This is a genomic window from Bradyrhizobium sp. WBAH42 (assembly GCF_024585265.1).
Classification (GTDB): domain Bacteria; phylum Pseudomonadota; class Alphaproteobacteria; order Rhizobiales; family Xanthobacteraceae; genus Bradyrhizobium.
Map to the genome: position 1 here is coordinate 6,991,363 of NZ_CP036533.1, position 17,165 is coordinate 7,008,527.

Consider the following 17,165-nt stretch of genomic DNA (forward strand, 5'->3'; position numbering starts at 1 on the left):
AAGGTGGCTAACACTTTGGCAGCCACTGTTCCTGCGTCAGGAGAGCTCATCTTGCCCACGCCTTTGATTTCCGTCGTTGACGACGACGCCTCAGTCCGTGCGGCGACAGGGAACCTCTTGAAATCGCGTGGCTACGTCGTGCAGATATTTGCGTCGGCCGAGGCGCTCCTGCGGTCGCCGCAGTTGAACGAGATATCCTGTGTCATTACCGATGTGCAGATGTCGGCCATGAGCGGGCTGGAGCTGCTGGCGCAAATGCGGACGCGTGGCTACGAAGCACCATTCATTTTCATTACAGCGTTCCCCAGCGAGCGAGTGCGCACGTCAGCCCTGGAGGCGGGCGCAATTGGCTTCCTCGCCAAACCATTTGGCGGACAAGAGTTACTTAAGTGCCTCGACAACGCACTGAAGGCATATAGCGCCCGAGGCGGTATCTGATTCCAACCTGCAGCTTGAGTTGATGTCCGATCTAAAAGCTCGTGGGCAACAATCAAGTCGGCTGGCAACGTTCTCAGTTCGAACCCCGGCTTACTCCAAATATGCTACGGCCAGCAATTTCTTGCGCCTCCAGGCTTTACGGATTTGGGCGGCTGCAGAACAGACTATCCTGCGAGAGACGCTGGCACCGGCTCATTCCACGCCTACGCTCATGGTAATACAGAGCCGTCGTTGCGCCTAAGCACTTCTTAGCTCCATCTGGAGCGAGGTTATCTATTCCATTGCAGAGCGGAGTTGCCCGCGTGCGCCCGGCACGCACGAGATTGGCTATGCTCAGCCCTACCCGGTGACGACGAGAATGGAGCTTCGCTTGTAGCCCCTCATGTCTTACGCACCGCTTCTCTGGTGAGAGTGTTCTGCACGATCCTCGTGCTCACCAGATCCTTACGTCGAGCGGGCCCGGGTCGTCCATTGGGCAGCCGCTTCGCTGTACATTGTTGCGACCGACTCTCGTCCGGCGTCCACGCCATTATTTCTTCGCAAGCTTCAACTGCAGAAGACTTGTGGTTCAAGCCCGTCCAACGTGCTCGGCGCCACCCGTCCCGCCCCCCGGTTGGCGGGGGGCAGAACAGGTCGTCGCCGCAGGCGGGCATTCTCAGCAATAGGCTTATTCAATAGGCCCCTAATTTCGCAGGCGCGAACAATCAGCAACTGCTCAGCCAAGGAGAATTGAGGAGAGAGCATTCTGAGCTAAGCACGGTACTCTGGCTAACCGCCGCCCGCCGCACGGAAGTGCGGAGCAGGCTAGATCACCAGGGGCCTAATGCCCGGTGATTCCATGGTCACATGAAATCATCTTCATAATCGTATGTTGGAGCACTCGCTGGCATCTCGATTTTACGATCTTGGCTGTCGTCAGCTTTGCGAAGATACCGCGAAGCGGTGCCTTCTCGCTGCCACTTGCCCTCGCCATTCCTCACCCACTTGTCTGACCTCGCTGGGTCTAGGACCATGTTATCGGCGTCAACCTCCACGAACCCCATCTTTGCAGCACGGGCTCTTGCCTCCGGATTCGCCGGACGCAAATTTAGCAGTGGCCGCTCACCGGCGATTCCAAGTTGATGCTCCAGCAGAATATCGCCAGCGTTCTCGACAAGCGGATGAACGACCTGAAGATCTACAGTAGCAGTCGTCCCAGATCGGCCGGGAAACAGCTCCTGCCAGTTTTCGACCTCGAAATTCGTCATGCTGTCGCCCCCTTCCATTCGTAGAAGGCCGACACTCTCGCTTCCTAATTGATAGCTGAAGTATCGCGCGTTATCAGAATCTGAAGCTGTTCCATATTTCTGTGCAAGCTCTGCAGTTCGTGCCGCTTTCCGAGAGACGAAGTCCGAATATTCATGTGGGTTATCGGCGATTTTCCTGATTTCGTCGCTGTGATAGCCCTGTGCCGCCATTCTGAACGACCGCTTATCGAGCTCTACGATAGGCGGGCTTGAATCAAGCCAATAGGGCCGTGTTGTCGAAGACGAAGTGCCGCTGGAGTTTGACGGGGCTAAACGCAGCTGCCGAAACGCATCCGCGAAACTGTCTGCGTCATTTTGCTCATCAGTCTCGTCAAGGGGAGAGGATGTGAAATAGGACGAGCCATTGATCCGATTATACATGCAATTGGTGCTCCGGTCGGGCATGAATTTCCACGTCTGGTTCAGGCTTGCTAGGCCCTGCGGCGCAGATAGGGACTCAGGCTTACGAAAATCTGACGTGATGCTGCCGGCCGCCCTCACGTTAGCTGACGCAGGGCCTGCTTCTAGTGGAACGTGGCGCGCTTGCGCATTGATTCACTAGGTTGAATGAGAAGCGAGCAGTGCGAGGATCCTCCTCCGTTGGAACGGTCGATCCACGATTCACTGCCGATGCCAATTGGATCCTTTGCATCGATCGCGATACTGGGCAGAAGCGCATTGTAGAGCGCGCGCTTCATGACGGCAGCATCGCGACCCGTCCAATCCCAGCATACGGTTTGGAGCATCATCAGGCCAATCAAGGTGGAACTCTTGGCTCCTGTGGCGGATTGCAAATGGCTCCTGAACGGCTTCGCCAGCACCTTGCAGGCCGACAGGCACCCAAAGCCGCCTATAGGGTGGCCGAACCTACTACACTGAGGCGGGCTGACGGTAGCATCGCTCGAGGTTGCGAGACCCCACGGCAGCTACCAGCGACTCCGGATTGGGAACTTGTCGAGATCCATGACCCACCAACCGAGGAAAGGAGCCGCAAACCGAACGCGTCGGCGCCGAAACCTGACGCCTCGATAGCAACACTGCAGTCTCATTCCACAGTGACGGATTTCGCGAGATTGCGCGGCTGATCCACGTCCGCGCCGCTTATGAGGCCGGTATGGTAAGCCAAGAGCTGGACCGGAATAGCATAGACCATCGGCGTAAAGCTTGCGACCATTGTTGGCAGAACGATGGTCACGAGCGTGTCCACCGTCGCTTCCGAAGCGCCCTTCGCATCGGTGATCAGGATGATCTTGCCGCCGCGAGCCGCCACTTCTTGCATGTTCGAAATGGTCTTCTCGAAAACGCCATCGTAAGGCGCGATCACCACCACAGGCATAGCCTCATCGACCAGTGCGATCGGCCCGTGCTTAAGCTCGCCGGCGGCGTAACCTTCTGAGTGGATATACGAAATTTCCTTCAGCTTGAGCGCGCCCTCCAACGCCAGCGGAGCCGATGTGCCACGACCGAGGTAGAGTGCCGCCCTCGCGCGGGCGATATAGCGCGCGAGCTTCTCAATTTGCGGCTCGACTAACAAGGCCGCAGCGACCAACCGCGGCACTTCGATGAGCTCTTGCACGAGCTTCGATTCATCGATTTCAGACAGCTTACCTCGCTCTCTCCCTGCTGCGATGGCAAGCACCGCCAGTACCATCAGCTGGCAGATAAATGCCTTGGTGGAAGCGACGCCGATCTCCGGCCCAGCCAGCGTCGGCAGAACGGATTCGCTCTCGCGCGCAATCGTCGACGTCGGGACATTAACTACAGATATCGTATGCAGGCCCTGGCCCTTGGCGTATCGCAACGCAGCTAGTGTGTCGGCCGTCTCGCCCGATTGCGAGATGACGATCGCGAGATCGCCCCGGCGCAGAGGCGCCTCCCGATATCGAAACTCAGAGGCTACATCTATCTCCACAGACAAGCGCCCCAGCCGTTCGAACCAGTATTTGGCGATGTGCCCGGCGTAGCTTGCGGTACCGCACGCAGTAATTGAAATGCGCTGAATGGAATTGAAGTCGAAGGGGAATGCGAGCGGCAGCGCTACCCGCTTGGCCGCCTCATCGAGATAATGCGCCAATGTCTGCGCGACCACTGTCGGCTGCTCGTGGATTTCTTTAGCCATGAAGTGGCGATAATTAGCCTTTTCCGCAAGGAGAGACGACACAGCAAACTTTGATGTTTCCCGTCGGACGACACAGCCGTCTGCACCATAGATCGCGCACGTCGCGCGCGTAAGCACGGCCCAGTCACCGTCCTCAAGATAGGTAATGGTATTGGTCAGAGGCGCGAGCGCGATCGCATCAGATCCTAGATACACTTCGCCGTTACCATGTCCGATCGCAAGAGGCGACCCCTTGCACGCACCGATTAAAAGATCGTCGTGGTCCTTGAAAAGGAATGCCAACGCGAAGGCACCGCGCAAGCGCGGCAACGACGCCTGCACCGCATCCTGCGGTGAGTAGCCGTTTTTGAGGTAGAACTCGACGAGATGCACCACAACCTCGGTGTCCGTCTCTGAGTAAAACTCGGCTCCATTTCGTTCCAGCTCAGCTCGGAGTTCGCGGAAATTCTCAATGATCCCATTATGAACGACCGCGACATTTTCCGTCGCATGCGGATGAGCATTGCTCTCGGTCGGCTTTCCATGAGTCGCCCAGCGGGTGTGACCGATGCCGCTTTGACCTACAGGGGCACTATAGCGCAACTGCTCCTCAAGGTTTCTCAGCTTACCTTGAGCGCGGCGGCGCTCGATACGGAGACCTTCGAGAGTCGCGAGACCCGCTGAGTCGTAGCCACGATATTCCAGTCGCCTGAGCGACGCGACCAGCTTCTCAACGACCGGACCACGTCCCAAAATGCCAATAATTCCACACATATCAATCCATGCAGCCCAACTTCGAGGAGTCTGGCGTCCGCGCTATAGGAGCCCGTGATAGAACTCGCTTGCCCGACAACAACGGGGTTCAAGTTCGAATCTTCCGCGGGCGCCTTTATCGCATCTGCATTCGCCCGCGTGATTTAGATCTTTTTCCAGCCATCCGCTTCATTTCTTCCTTTAGCTAGCTAGTCGAATAGATGCTGCGATGGTGTCGCCAACGCCGTGACCGCCTCGACGAGAGCCGAACGTGCAGTTGCGCCTGCGCGCCGACATCCAGCTCGGCACAAACAGACTCACCCGAACTAATGAGTATCTCACGACCCCCCTTCTAAGTTTCCAAAACAAGGAGCAGCGACACCGCCCCCCGCGATGAAGTTGATGCGCAACAACTGAGTCTATGCGTCTCAGGATCGAGTCGAGAGAGCGGTCACGTTTTGTCTCGGCTCGCCTCAGACACTGCCCACATCCTCTACATGGTCTGCTGGTGATATACCTGCGCGGCGGCTCTAGCTTGAATTGTCTAGTTCTCCTGAGAACGAATTTCAGGCGCGGGCTCAAGAGACTTGTCATACTGGGACTGAGGCAACTTACGTTCAGTCAAGATTAGAGGATCGGCGTCGAAGCTCCATTGTACTAACGTAAACTTTCGTTATCGAAACGTTCGACGGTCTATACCAACGTTTGCCAGTCCTTCTCATTTTGTTTTACGTCGGCTGTGCATCGCCTGCTGCAAACCAGCTATTTGGGACCGGCGGGGACTATAGTTGTTATGCCGACCGTTAAGACTGGGTCTCCTATTCGGAAGCCGCAACCCGCCGCTCCTCTGCGCCTCCCTGAGAGCGCGCGGATGCATACATGCGGGTGAGGACAGATAAGCCTCACAGATGGACGCCATCTGTCTCATTGGAAATATAGCCAGCCGGAAAGCGCGCCCGAGCGGGCGTACCGGCGCTTACAATTCATCTCACCTGCCTAGGATCATCGCCGTTGCGACGTCGCCTGAGTTTCATCCCCTTAAGTTCAATGTGTTGGCAGGTCCATCTATAAATCAACGTATATGGTGTTGTATTCCTTCATGAGGTGTATGACAGGGGCTAACGATCGCGCTCCTTTAGTGAGATTGGCGCGCGCGTGCGCATCTCGATTTTCGGGAAGCGACTACGCAATGGCTTTTCATAGCGAACTCTTTCGGCGCAAGTAAGCGAGACATCATGGTGGCTCACAATTCAAACCGGCGCGTCGCGATGATTACTGGTGTCACCGGGCAAGATGGCGCATATCTCGCCCAGCATTTGCTCGGTCTCGGTTACACCGTGCATGGGGTCAAGCGCCGGTCGTCCTCCTTCAACACCGCGCGCGTCGATCATCTTTACAAGGACCCGCATGCCGCCGATGTGCCGTTCTTAATGCACTATGGAGACATGACCGATTCGCCCAACCTGATCCGGCTAGTGCAGCAGATTCGGCCGACCGAAATCTACAATCTGGCCGCACAGAGCCACGTCCAGGTCAGTTTCGAGAGCCCGGAATACACCGCCAATGCCGACGCGATCGGTGTGCTGCGCCTGTTGGAAGCTATCCGCATTCTCGGCATGGAAAAGGAGACGCGCTTCTACCAAGCCTCGACCTCCGAGCTTTACGGCCTCGTGCAAGAGGTGCCACAGACGGAAACCACGCCATTTTATCCGCGTTCGCCCTATGGCGTCGCCAAGCTGTATGGCTACTGGATCACGGTGAACTACCGTGAGGCCTATGGTATGTTCGCGAGCAACGGCATCCTGTTCAATCATGAGAGTCCTACCCGCGGCGAGACTTTCGTCACTCGAAAAATCACCCGCGCCGTCGCCGGCATCGAGGTCGGCCTCGAGGACAAGCTCTATCTCGGAAATCTCGACGCCAAGCGCGACTGGGGCCATGCCCGCGACTACGTCGAAGGCATGCACAGGATCCTGCAGGTGGACGAGCCCGGCGACTTCGTGCTTGCGACCGGCCAGACGCGGTCTGTCCGCGAGTTCGTCGAGCTGGCGTTTGCCGAGGTCGGGCGCTGCATCGTATGGCGTGGCAAGGGCGTCGAGGAGGTCGGCGTTGATAAGGCTTCTGGCAAGACCCTGGTACAGGTCGATCCCACCTATTTCCGTCCAACCGAAGTCGATCTTCTGATCGGGAACGCCAGCAAGGCGCGCGAAAAACTCGGCTGGGCGCCGAAAACGTCGTTCTCGCAAATGGTGAAGGAAATGGTCGCCAGCGATCTCGTCCAAGCCAGACAGGACGCAGCAAATGGCAATCGCGGCGTTTGAGCTGAAAGGCAAGACCGTTTTCGTCGGCGGCCATCGCGGCATGGTCGGCGCGGCTCTGATGCGCCGACTGGCACGCGAGCAGGTCGATCTCTTGACGGTGTCACGAAGCGAGGTTGACCTGCGTGACCAAGCCGCGGTGACTGCCTGGTTTGCAGCGAAGAGGCCGCAGGCCGTGTTCCTCGCCGCAGCCAAAGTCGGCGGTATAGTCGCCAACAACACCCTGCGCGCCGAGTTTCTCCACGACAACCTCGCAATATCGAGCAACGTGATCCAGGCTGCCCATGCCAACAGATGCGAGAAGCTGATGTTCTTCGGCTCCTCCTGCATCTATCCACGCCTGGCGCCGCAGCCACTGCGAGAGGACTCGATGCTGACCGGCCCGCTGGAGCCGACCAACGAGCCCTATGCAATCGCCAAGATCGCGGGCATCAAGATGGCCGAGGCGTATCGCAGGCAGTACGGCGCCGATTTCATTAGCGTGATGCCGACCAATCTATACGGGCCTGGCGACAATTATCACCGCGAATACAGCCACGTCATGGCCGCGCTGATCCGCCGCTTCCACGAGACCAAGATTGCGGGCGGAAGCAACGTCGTGGTGTGGGGTACCGGCAAGCCGCGCCGCGAATTTCTCTACGTCGACGATCTCGCCGACGCCTGCATCCATTTGATGAAGACCTACTCCTCGCCAGAACCGGTCAATATCGGCACCGGCGAGGACATCAGCATCGCCGAGTTATCACTCATGGTTGCGGCCGCCGTCGGCTTTCGCGGTGAGATCAGCTTCGACACGTCGCGCCCCGACGGAACGCCGCGCAAGCTGCTCGACGTCAGTCGGCTATCCGGGCTCGGCTGGCGCGCCACCACCTCGCTCAAGGAGGGCATTCAGCTGGCATACCGGGCGTTTCGCATTGAGAGCGATCGAGGGCACAAGAGTGATCGGCTTGTTCTCGAAAAGGACGCCTGCATCACGGATTAGAGCAACCCCACCAACGATCCGAATGGCGGGCCGAGCCATTCACGATGATTGGTAAATCCACCTTTTTATCAAGAGAGCACCAACTGTCTTTTGCCGCCCTCCGGTGGGTCGAGCTTGGTTCCGATGCCGTGAATATCCGGCGCCGCTTCGCCTAGCAGCCACCAGCGGACCACCGAAGTATTCTTCTCCGAGCAGATGAGGCGCCCAGCTCGGCGCCAAGTGCGCGAAGTCTCGACGCCCCAGTAACTTGAAGCGGTCCTAGGCTCCTTCGCGCGCACCACGGAGCAAACCCACATCTATTTGATGTCATTACCTAGCCATCTCGGCATCAGCAGTGCCGGTGAAGTCGAGCTCGGCTAGGTTCGCGTGGTCGGCGCTCGCGTCGTCACGGTGATCGGACGCGATCGCCACGTAGAGGGCTGGGAGAACGAACAGCGTGATCAGAGTGCCGACAGACATGCCGGCGGCGAGGACGAGCCCGATCGAGAAGCGGCTCGCCGCTCCAGCTCCCGTTGCAGTCAACAAGGGGATGAAGCCCGTGACCATCGCCGCCGTGGTCATCAATATTGGGCGCAATCGGACGCGCGCCGCCATCTCTATAGCCGAGCGACGGTCAAATCTCTCCTTGAGCTGCAGCTCATTGGCGAACTCAACCATCAGGATGCCGTGCTTAGAAATCAACCCGACAAGTGTCAACAGTCCAACCTGGGTGTAGATGTTCATGGTCGCCCAGCCAAAGAACGGCGGAATCAACGCGCCGACAATTGCCATCGGCACGCTGATCATAATGATGAGCGGGTCGCGCAGACTTTCGAACTGAGCCGAAAGCACCAAGAATATGATGATGAGTGCAAATGCAAATGTAATGGCCAGTTGATTACCCTCTTGCACATACTGGCGCGCGTCGGCCAGGAAGTCGTGGCTGAATCCTGCCGGTAGTTTCTTCGCCTCGGCTTCCAGGAAATCCACAGCCTGTTCGATCGTGACGCCGGGCATCGGCACTGCCTGAAAAGTCGCGCAATTGAGCTGGTTGTAGTGGGTGAGCGCGTTCGGATCGGTGGCGGTCTCGATGGAGACTACGGTAGACAGTGGAAGCATTGAGCCTGTCGCGTTCTTTACGTAATAGCTCCCGATTGCTTGCGGCACCAGACGTTCCCCTCGGGGAACCTGCGGGATCACCTGGTATGAGCGGCCCTGCAAATTGAAGCGGTTCACATAGTTTCCCCCCAGTAATGTGGCAAGCGCATTCCCGATGGTCTGCATGGTTATGCCAAGCTCGTTAGCCTTGGATCGATCGACCTTGATTCGTACCACCGGCTGATTGAACTCCAGGTCGGAGTCGCTCACCATGAACAGGCCGCTCTTACGCGCCGCATCCTTCAGCTTTGACATCTGCTCATAGATGGATTGGAAGCCGAGGGTCGAATTGATCACCATCTGCACTGGTAGCCCGTCCGAACCGCCCGGAAGCGGAGGCAAGCTAAAGGCAAACGCGTTGATGCCTTCGATTTTTGACAGCTCGGCCTGGACGAGGGACTTTAGTACAATCGATGATCGCTTGCGCTCGTCCAAGGGCTTGAGCAGCATGCCCGCGAGGCCACTCTGCTGGCCGCTAACGCCATTGAGCACGAAGCTCAAGTCAGTCTCTGGAAATTTCTGGAACGCGTTTTCGAGCCTGGTGCCGTAATAGTCGAGGTAGTCGATGTTGGCGTATTTCGGCGCCTTCGTTAAAGCGAATACGATCCCTTGATCCTCCTCGGGGGCGAGTTCTTTGGAAGTGTGCATATAGAGAAAGCCGACGAGGCCAAGCATGGTTAGCGCAAACAGGCCCGTAACCGGTCGATAGTCAAGCGAGCGGTCGAGCTTGCGGCCGTACCACTGTGTCATGGCGGCGAACCCACGGTTCACAAATCGTGCAAACCGTCCCCCCTCGTCGCGCTTCAGGAGGAGCGAGCACATCATCGGCGATAGCGTCAAAGCGATCACGCCCGAGACGATCACCGCTCCAGCTAGCGTAAACGCGAACTCGCGGAACAGCGCACCGGTGAGGCCGCCCAGAAATCCGATTGGGGCATACACCGCAGCCAAAGTAATCGTCATCGAGACAATGGGGCCGACGATCTCGCGCGCTCCCGCTGTGGCAGCCCTTCGCGGCGTTGCACCTTCTTCTAAGTGGCGGTGAATGTTCTCTACCACCACTATCGCGTCGTCGACTACGAGACCGATAGCGAGTACCATTGCAAGGAGGGTCAAGAGATTGAATGAAAACCCCAGCACGAGCATCATGCTGCAGACACCCACGAGCGACAACGGAATAGTGACAACAGGAATGATGACCGAGCGCAGCGAGGCCAGGAACAGGAAGATCACGACCACAACGACCACGACGGCCTCAATGAGCGTCTTCTCAACTTCATCGATCGATGATTGAATAAATTTGGTGGAGTCGTAGGCTACTTTCATTCTCAATGACGGCGGCAGGTTACGCTCGATTTCTGGAAACAGCCCTCGAACGCCTCGCGCTATGTTTAGAGGATTTCCTTGCGGGCTCGCCTGCACGCCGACAAAGACCGCGTGCTCGCCATTCATCGCGACACTAACGTCAGCAGTCTGCGCGGCAAGCTCCACTACCGCAATGTCCTCCACGCGCACAAAGCCACCGTCATTGGCCTTCACGATCATGCGCTTGAAATCTTCGACACTCCGCAGATCCGTGTTTGCCGTGACATCGAAGATAGTGAAATAGCCCTTGGTCTGCCCCGCCGCGGCCTGGAAGTTGTTAGCGGCGATTGCAGCCGAAACCTCAGCCGGCGACACGCCGTAGCCAGCCATTTTCGCACTATCGAGCCATAGCCGCATCGCAAAATTCTGGCCGCCCAGAATGTCTGCCGCTGCAACGCCGTCGACCGTTGAGATAACCGGTTGCACAACGCGTGAGAGATAGTCGGAGATCGCACTTGCCGCCAGTTCCTCGCTGGAGAAGGCGATGTACATGACAGCAGTCTTCTGCCCCGTCGACTTCGTAACAACTGGATCGCTTGATTCCTTTGGGATCAGGTATTTGACTGAGTTGACCTTGGAGAGCACCTCCGTGAGCGCTTCGTTGGGATCAAAATTGAGCTTTATGTAGACTTTGATGGTCGAAGTACCAAGCACAGACGAGGAACTAATGTAGTCAACCCCCTCGGCGGACGCGACAGCCTGCTCCAGGGGAGAGGTGATGAACCCCTGGATCATGTCGGCAGAAGCGCCAGGATAGGACGTCGTGATATTGACGACCGTATTAGATAGCTTGGGATATTGCCGGATCGGCAGTACGGTGGCCGCGCGCAAGCCGATCAGCAAAATCAAGGAACTGACGACGATAGACAATACCGGACGTTTGATGAAAAGCTCGGTAAATGCCATATCGACTCATGTATCAAGAGTGGGATGCAGATTCGCCGCAACTTATAAAGCGGCAATGATCACCAATGCTGCGGCTGTGCTAGCCCCCGGTACGAGGGACGCGCTATTGGCTACTCTAAGAGCTTACGTGCTCGCGGGTGCGGACGCACTATCCTTCGCTTCCATGTTCGTCGCTCGAGTGAATGTTATTCCGCTGCTCTGATGGCTAAATCCCCATCTCGATGATCGGCGCCTGCTATAAAGCCCCTGTCTTCTCAGCCGGAGGTCCTGACTCCAGATGTTCGTCGTAACGACTGATTGGAGCTTAACGAATTATAGCAAGGCAGCAGCTCAGGTTTCGCACTGACCCGCAGACCAATGATTGAGGTTCGACGTCGAAAGTACACGCGACGTGACGGGTGCTCAACTCTACAAAGGTAAATGGGTGATATAGCCTGAGCTATAGAGCACTATACGAAGGTTTGTCGAATTGATCGCTGATCGCCGTAGAGCAAATCTGGTGATGTTGCCAGACACAAAGTTTTAGGTCCCACAATATTCCATACGCACCGGCTACCTATCCTCGCTAAGTCGCTAAACAAAGTCGCGTTGGAGTTGGCCCTTCGCTGCCAGCTCGACGCGCCTTTCGGAGGTGCTTTGAGCATTTCTTGCCACTCAATATGCTGCGCGCGGTTTAGCTACGCATTTCGCTACCGAGTTGGCAACCCAGTAAGACGTTGTCGATCAGACGCGTTGAGCCAACGTAGGCTGCCGCACAAAGCGCCGCGGGGCGCCGCAGTGGACTATCGGCGGTTTTGAGCGTGTCACCGTCGACAAGTTCAAGATACTGCAATCTGTCAACTGCCTCTAAATGCCCCTTGGCGACCGCAATCAGCATTTCTACGTTGCGCTCTCCCGAGCGAAATTCGTCGAGCGCGGCGGATAGTCCCCGGTTGATCGCAAGGGCCCGCTGACGCTCTTCTTTGCTGAGATAGCGGTTGCGGCTGCTCATTGCGAGCCCATCGCGTTCGCGAACGGTTGGTACAGTGACCATCTCGATCGGGAGATTGAGATCAATCACCATGCGACGCACGACTGCGCATTGCTGAAAATCCTTCTGCCCAAAAAATACGACATCGGGCTGCACCATGTTGAACAACTTGCATATGACGGTCGCCACACCGCGAAAATGCCCAGGCCTGAAGACTCCGCACAGAGGTTTGGCGAGGTCGCCCGGTTCAACGAAGGTTTCGAAATGGCTCCTATAAACTTCCTGTGTATCCGGCGCGAAGAGGATCGCAACACCGCCATCACGGCACAGTTCCTCATCACGTAGAAAGTCGCGCGGATAGCTGCTGAGATCCTCGTTTGGTCCGAACTGAGTGGGGTTGACGAAGATGCTGACGACCGTGAGGTCGCATTGCGCCTGGCTCGCTGCGATCAGCGCCATGTGGCCATCGTGAAGATAGCCCATTGTCGGCACCAATCCGACCCGTCGATTGGCGCCGCGGGATTTAGCGAGAGTACGGCGAAGTTCAGCGACCGTCGTGATTGTTTGCATGTGTAGCTCTATATCAAGTTGGGTTGGACGGCGCCCAGGTGGCAATTGACTCTCCGACGTCTTCGGGAAGCCTATAGGACTCTTGCGGTCCCGGGAATGCACCACCGCGGACATCCGCGGCCCAGCGCGAGAGCGCATCATGCAAATGCTGAAAGCCTTCTGCATAGGCGCGAACGAATTTGGGGCGATGACCTCCAGTGAGGCCCAGTACGTCGTGAAACACGAGCACCTGGCCTGAACAGTCCGGGCCGGCGCCGATCCCGATTGTCGGTATTGTCAAGGACTTGGTCGCTCGAGCAGCAAGCTCGGCCGGAATGCCCTCCAAGACCAAGGCGAAACAGCCGGCCTCCTGCAGAAGGTGAGCATCATCGAGCAAACGCAACGCTTCATCCGCTTTCCGACCCTGCACTTTGAAGCCGCCCATCACGTTGACGCTCTGAGGCATAAGACCGAGATGACCCATCACAGGAATGTCGCAATCGACGAGCGCCCGTACTATCTCGATTCTCTTGCCACCGCCCTCGAGTTTCACTGCAGCTGCGCCTCGCTGCAGGAATCCGCCAGCATTGCGTATCGTTTCCTCGACGCTGACGTGGAAGCTTAGAAACGGCATATCGGCGACGAGTAAAGCACGAGGCTTGCTACGTACCACCGCATCCAGATGATGGTTCATCATCGCAACGCTCACTGGAAGCGTATTTTCGAATCCAAGGCAAACGTTACCCACACTGTCACCGACAAGAATGATGTCGACGGACGGATCCGCGATACGCGCCGCAACCGCGTCGTAGGCAGTCGTCATGACGAGACGCCGACCGTCCTGCTTCCACCGCTGCAGCATGGGAATTGTGATGCGATCGGTCGACTTCTCCGAAACGTGGCTCATTTGGACCTCAGCTCGATTTTGCAGGTGCGAATGTGGCAAAGCTTGAACTTCGGTTAACTCGTCAACGACTCCGAAGTCATAGCTATCCACAGCGACGAGATGATCGAATATGTCGGGTGATCAGCAGTCTAGTTGCTGCGAAACGCAGGTGAACCTCTTCGGCTTTAGCTTAACTGACTGCGTCCCGGAGTTCTTGTTGCGGATGTTTACGAACTCCTTGGTGGAGGGCCGCTGCGAGATAAGGGGGTGGATCGAGGGCTGATGGAGCCGTGGTAATGAAGATTGCCTCCGTCTCATGCTTCGCGGCGTATACTGTTCTCGTTTGAAGAAATTCAGCCTTCCGCGCAAACGGTACTTCCTAGGGAGCGGGGAAGAAAATTGTCAACTTGCACAAGAGAAAAAGAAATCGACGGCTCAAAAATGGCCCGGGAATGGATGAAAATCCTTTTGGTTGCGCCATCATCGCCGCGAGACTTTCTTCGCTTGTCTGTTAGTAATGCAGGCGTGCGTCGGCTTCCGCCGATTCGCCTACCGGCTGCCTCTGTAGGCAAGCGATCCGGTCTGCTCTAGAGCAGCTCACGGGCTGGATCGACGATGCGCAGTGTAGAATGCCTTGAGGTCCGCCAAGGTGCGCAATACTGCGGCCTGACAAAGATCGCATTTCCAAGCACCGCAGCAGCAGATCTCGGTCGCTAAAGAGCCCCAATAGAACTTGGTGCCGATTTACTCGAGGCCGAGGCGTTCGCCCGCTTTAGCGGGAAGCAAAGGTTCGTAGCGGGGTCCGTTGTCGGTCCTGACTTGCTGGTCTTGACGCCGACGCTTGTGGCGTCCTCGCCTTGAGGACGGCCGCGGCGCAGCCCTGACGATCGCTCTTCATCGCCTTGCTGGAGGTATTGAGGCATCCTCGATTCAGATGTCGACATAGTCCTGGCCAGGTTCTTCGCCGCGTACCCGCAGGCTGCTCTTTCAACCGGCCGGCACAGTTATACTTGCCCAGCTTTTTGATATCGATGTGTCAGCTCACGGGATGCTCACGTTCATAGCGCCGCACCGGTTCGGCCGGATCAAGCTGCGCAATCGGCATAGCGCGGTCGTCGCACTCCGACTTCGGCGCATGTGGCAGGCAGAGTTTGGCTCGGCGTTCAAAGAAACCTTGTAGAGCGATCACGCTATTGACACCTGCCCTTGCGGAACGCTTGACCCACTTGGCGACGGACTTGGCCCGAATTGCAGCGCGGTTGGCCTTTGTCAGGCTCTCACGCTCGGGACCATGGCTTCCCGATCTCTCGGCGTCAGAGCCGCATCCTTATGCGTGCCTATCAATTCTCCAGGAGTGGGCTAAAGCTTCGCTAACTCCAGCTTCCTCGTTCACGACCTGTTGGACAACCTACCGAGAGCTCACACTAGGGGGCTCACAGACATGCTACCCGAACCGGCTGACACTCATGCGCCCCCTCTAAAAGCGCGCGTATGCGCGCAGCGATCTGCCGTGCTTCCTTCGGCCGCAGGTTGGGTTTCATGCAATCGAGTATGGTTAGCATTGCCTGGACTTCGTCCATGTTCAATGTGGCAACCTTGCGATCTGATAGTCCTAGAGACTGATCGGAGGCACGGACCTGCTTGGCTACAAGCACCGCAAGCGCTTGCGACCGCAGGGTGGTGATATGCCGCTCCAATATATGCATTTTTGGCCTGTAGCTGCCTTGGGCATGGTGTCGCAAGCGCTGGCGGCCAACCCGGTCACAAGGACTGGGGCTGGCCACCTTTGCTCCCATGAGGCTCAAATTCTCAAGGGTGACTAAGTTATATCTGCGAGAAGTAATGAAGGGCACCTACCAAAATAGGTCGGCCCCATCTCATCGTCGCCCCTCTAAACTGGGCCTTTGCCTTAAAGCGATTGGAGACACCAGCATGACCAGACACGTGGGCGTAGATAGAAAACAGTGCATAAAAGACAATGTCAGGCCGAACGCACATGAGAGGCGCAAGAATGTTGGCAGGGCAAGTCCAGACGAAGCGTGATAGAATGAGAAGATTATCCGAGACCTTGAAAGCCGCGACAGGAAGTACCGCGTTGAAGAATCGACGACGCTGCGGGCGTCGTCGTTGCCACACGTGGCGGACACAATTGCATCAAGACAACAGCGCACCGGACTAAGCCAAAGCACTCTCCTTTCCCTTCCTGAGTGTTGGCGAAAATTGATCGGAAGCAGTGTGGGTGCGACTCGGCGCCGTTTGGTTGCGCTGGAGCAGACGCTGTCCCTACCCCGCCCGGACTCCTTGTTGAACTAGCAGAACATGAATCAGCACTTTTTCGCCACGCATGCAGTTGGCAACGCTTTCCCTGCCACCCAGCTAACTGCTCCAAACTGAGCTTTAAGCGGCGGCAAGAAGCTGATTGCTTGCAAAAACGATCGAAATCGAGAGGAGAACTAACCTGCGAGTTGTGAGCATTGCGGACGCGACTCGGCGCCTGGCAGCCTGGGGGGGCATCATGAGGCACCACTCTGCCGCATCCGCAATGCAATGAGCTTAACGGAAGCGTGACTCGGCACATGGTGGTCCTTCAGCTCATGCGCTGTCCCTGCCAAGCCCCGTTAAACCCAACGCTTTTTTATCGGGACTGGCTTACCGAAAGCTGACAGACCTGCGCAATCAAATAATGAAGGCGAGCATGTGGCGCGGGCCGCTTGCCGCTGGCAGCGATATCGCCGTTACGCCTCAGATCAGCAATTCGGCGCGCTTGCGATGAGCGGCAACCGCATTGGGACCACGCGCCGGATTGACACTCAGCCAATCCACCGCGCGTTTAATGACTGATCGCCGTATGACTTCACGCCCCCTGGCTCGTGGGCTCTTCGATGCAGGATTGGCCATTCGGATTGCGCACACTTGCTTTCGAATTCGAATACCTCGCGCCGTTACCGGCTCGTGCTCCACGCTGGGTTCGCGTGTGGAGGACGATTGGGTTTCGATTCGTCAAAATGCTTAATGAGCTCGTCAGCCTACCTCCCTGTCAGGCGCGAAAATTAGACGCAATTAGCGAGTTCGAGAGAAAGAGCGCGGATGCGACTCGGCGCCGATGTCCACCAGGGAGGGTGGATAAATGCGCTATCTGTCGCATCCGCTTCGCCGGAACGCTGGGGGCGACATGACTCGGCACCCCCCATTGGAGGAAGGAAGGCGCTGTCCCTATCACGTACCGCTGGCTCAGTAGTCAGCCTCGGGGGATCACAAGGCTAACCCACCCGGCTTTCCCGTGAGGCCCGCCGCCTCAGGGTACAGTGGGACTTTAGAGAGAGAGTGGGCTCGGGTAACCTACCAGCATTGGTAGTCATGCACAGCACGGCGGCGCGAATGAGCAAGCACGCCGCGTTGAACTACCTTGCATGAAGGCAGCAGGCTTCGCGGGGTTCGGCGGTATCGGTCGCTCCGTAACGCCGTTATCCAGAGCGT

Annotated in this window: 9 protein-coding genes; 3 read left to right on the forward strand and 6 right to left on the reverse strand. The window is 57.2% G+C overall.

From position 1 onward, the window contains the following. Nucleotides 1-51: 51 nt before the first annotated feature. Nucleotides 52-438: a response regulator transcription factor gene (locus tag DCG74_RS33050; protein ID WP_246708936.1), complete on the forward strand. Its 387-nt coding sequence runs from the start codon at nt 52-54 to the stop codon at nt 436-438. An 842-nt stretch (nt 439-1,280) separates the two neighbouring features. Here DCG74_RS33050 and DCG74_RS33055 read toward each other — a convergent pair. The 3 genes from DCG74_RS33055 to glmS all read right to left on the reverse strand — a co-directional run bounded on the left by DCG74_RS33055 (nt 1,281) and on the right by glmS (nt 4,596). After that, complete coding sequence (locus tag DCG74_RS33055) at nt 1,281-2,105, reverse strand: Effector protein NopP (RefSeq protein ID WP_172787767.1); 825 nt, start codon at nt 2,103-2,105, stop codon at nt 1,281-1,283. 143 nt (nt 2,106-2,248) lie between these two features. Then, on the reverse strand, nt 2,249-2,485 hold the full coding sequence (locus DCG74_RS33060) for a hypothetical protein (RefSeq protein ID WP_172787768.1): 237 nt from the start codon (nt 2,483-2,485) through the stop codon (nt 2,249-2,251). A gap of 284 nt (nt 2,486-2,769) precedes the next feature. Next, the gene (gene glmS, locus DCG74_RS33065) at nt 2,770-4,596 is read right to left on the reverse strand and encodes a glutamine--fructose-6-phosphate transaminase (isomerizing) (protein ID WP_172787769.1); all 1,827 of its coding nucleotides are present in this window, start codon (nt 4,594-4,596) and stop codon (nt 2,770-2,772) included. Between the two features lie 1,214 nt (nt 4,597-5,810). Here glmS and gmd point away from each other — a divergent pair. Together gmd and DCG74_RS33075 are read left to right on the forward strand one after the other, a co-directional pair. Continuing rightward, nucleotides 5,811-6,896 carry a GDP-mannose 4,6-dehydratase gene (gene gmd / locus DCG74_RS33070; RefSeq protein WP_172787770.1) on the forward strand — a complete coding sequence of 362 codons (1,086 nt, stop codon included), beginning with the start codon at nt 5,811-5,813 and terminating at the stop codon, nt 6,894-6,896. Next, nucleotides 6,877-7,875, forward strand: coding sequence for a GDP-L-fucose synthase (locus DCG74_RS33075; RefSeq protein ID WP_271501821.1), 999 nt, complete (start codon nt 6,877-6,879; stop codon nt 7,873-7,875). Before gmd ends, DCG74_RS33075 begins: the two co-directional genes overlap by 20 nt. A 309-nt stretch (nt 7,876-8,184) precedes the next feature. Here the strand turns inward: DCG74_RS33075 and DCG74_RS33080 are convergent, their stop codons facing one another. From DCG74_RS33080 to panB, 3 genes are all read right to left on the reverse strand, one after another. Then, a complete protein-coding gene (locus DCG74_RS33080; RefSeq protein WP_172787771.1) occupies nt 8,185-11,283 on the reverse strand; it encodes an efflux RND transporter permease subunit in 3,099 nt (1,032 codons plus the stop codon). Between the two features lie 673 nt (nt 11,284-11,956). Then, nucleotides 11,957-12,823, reverse strand: coding sequence for a pantoate--beta-alanine ligase (gene panC, locus DCG74_RS33085; RefSeq protein WP_172787772.1), 867 nt, complete (start codon nt 12,821-12,823; stop codon nt 11,957-11,959). Between the two features lie 13 nt (nt 12,824-12,836). Further along, entirely contained in the window at nt 12,837-13,709 is an 873-nt protein-coding gene (gene panB / locus DCG74_RS33090) for a 3-methyl-2-oxobutanoate hydroxymethyltransferase (protein ID WP_172787773.1), read from the reverse strand. Nucleotides 13,710-17,165 lie beyond the last annotated feature (3,456 nt).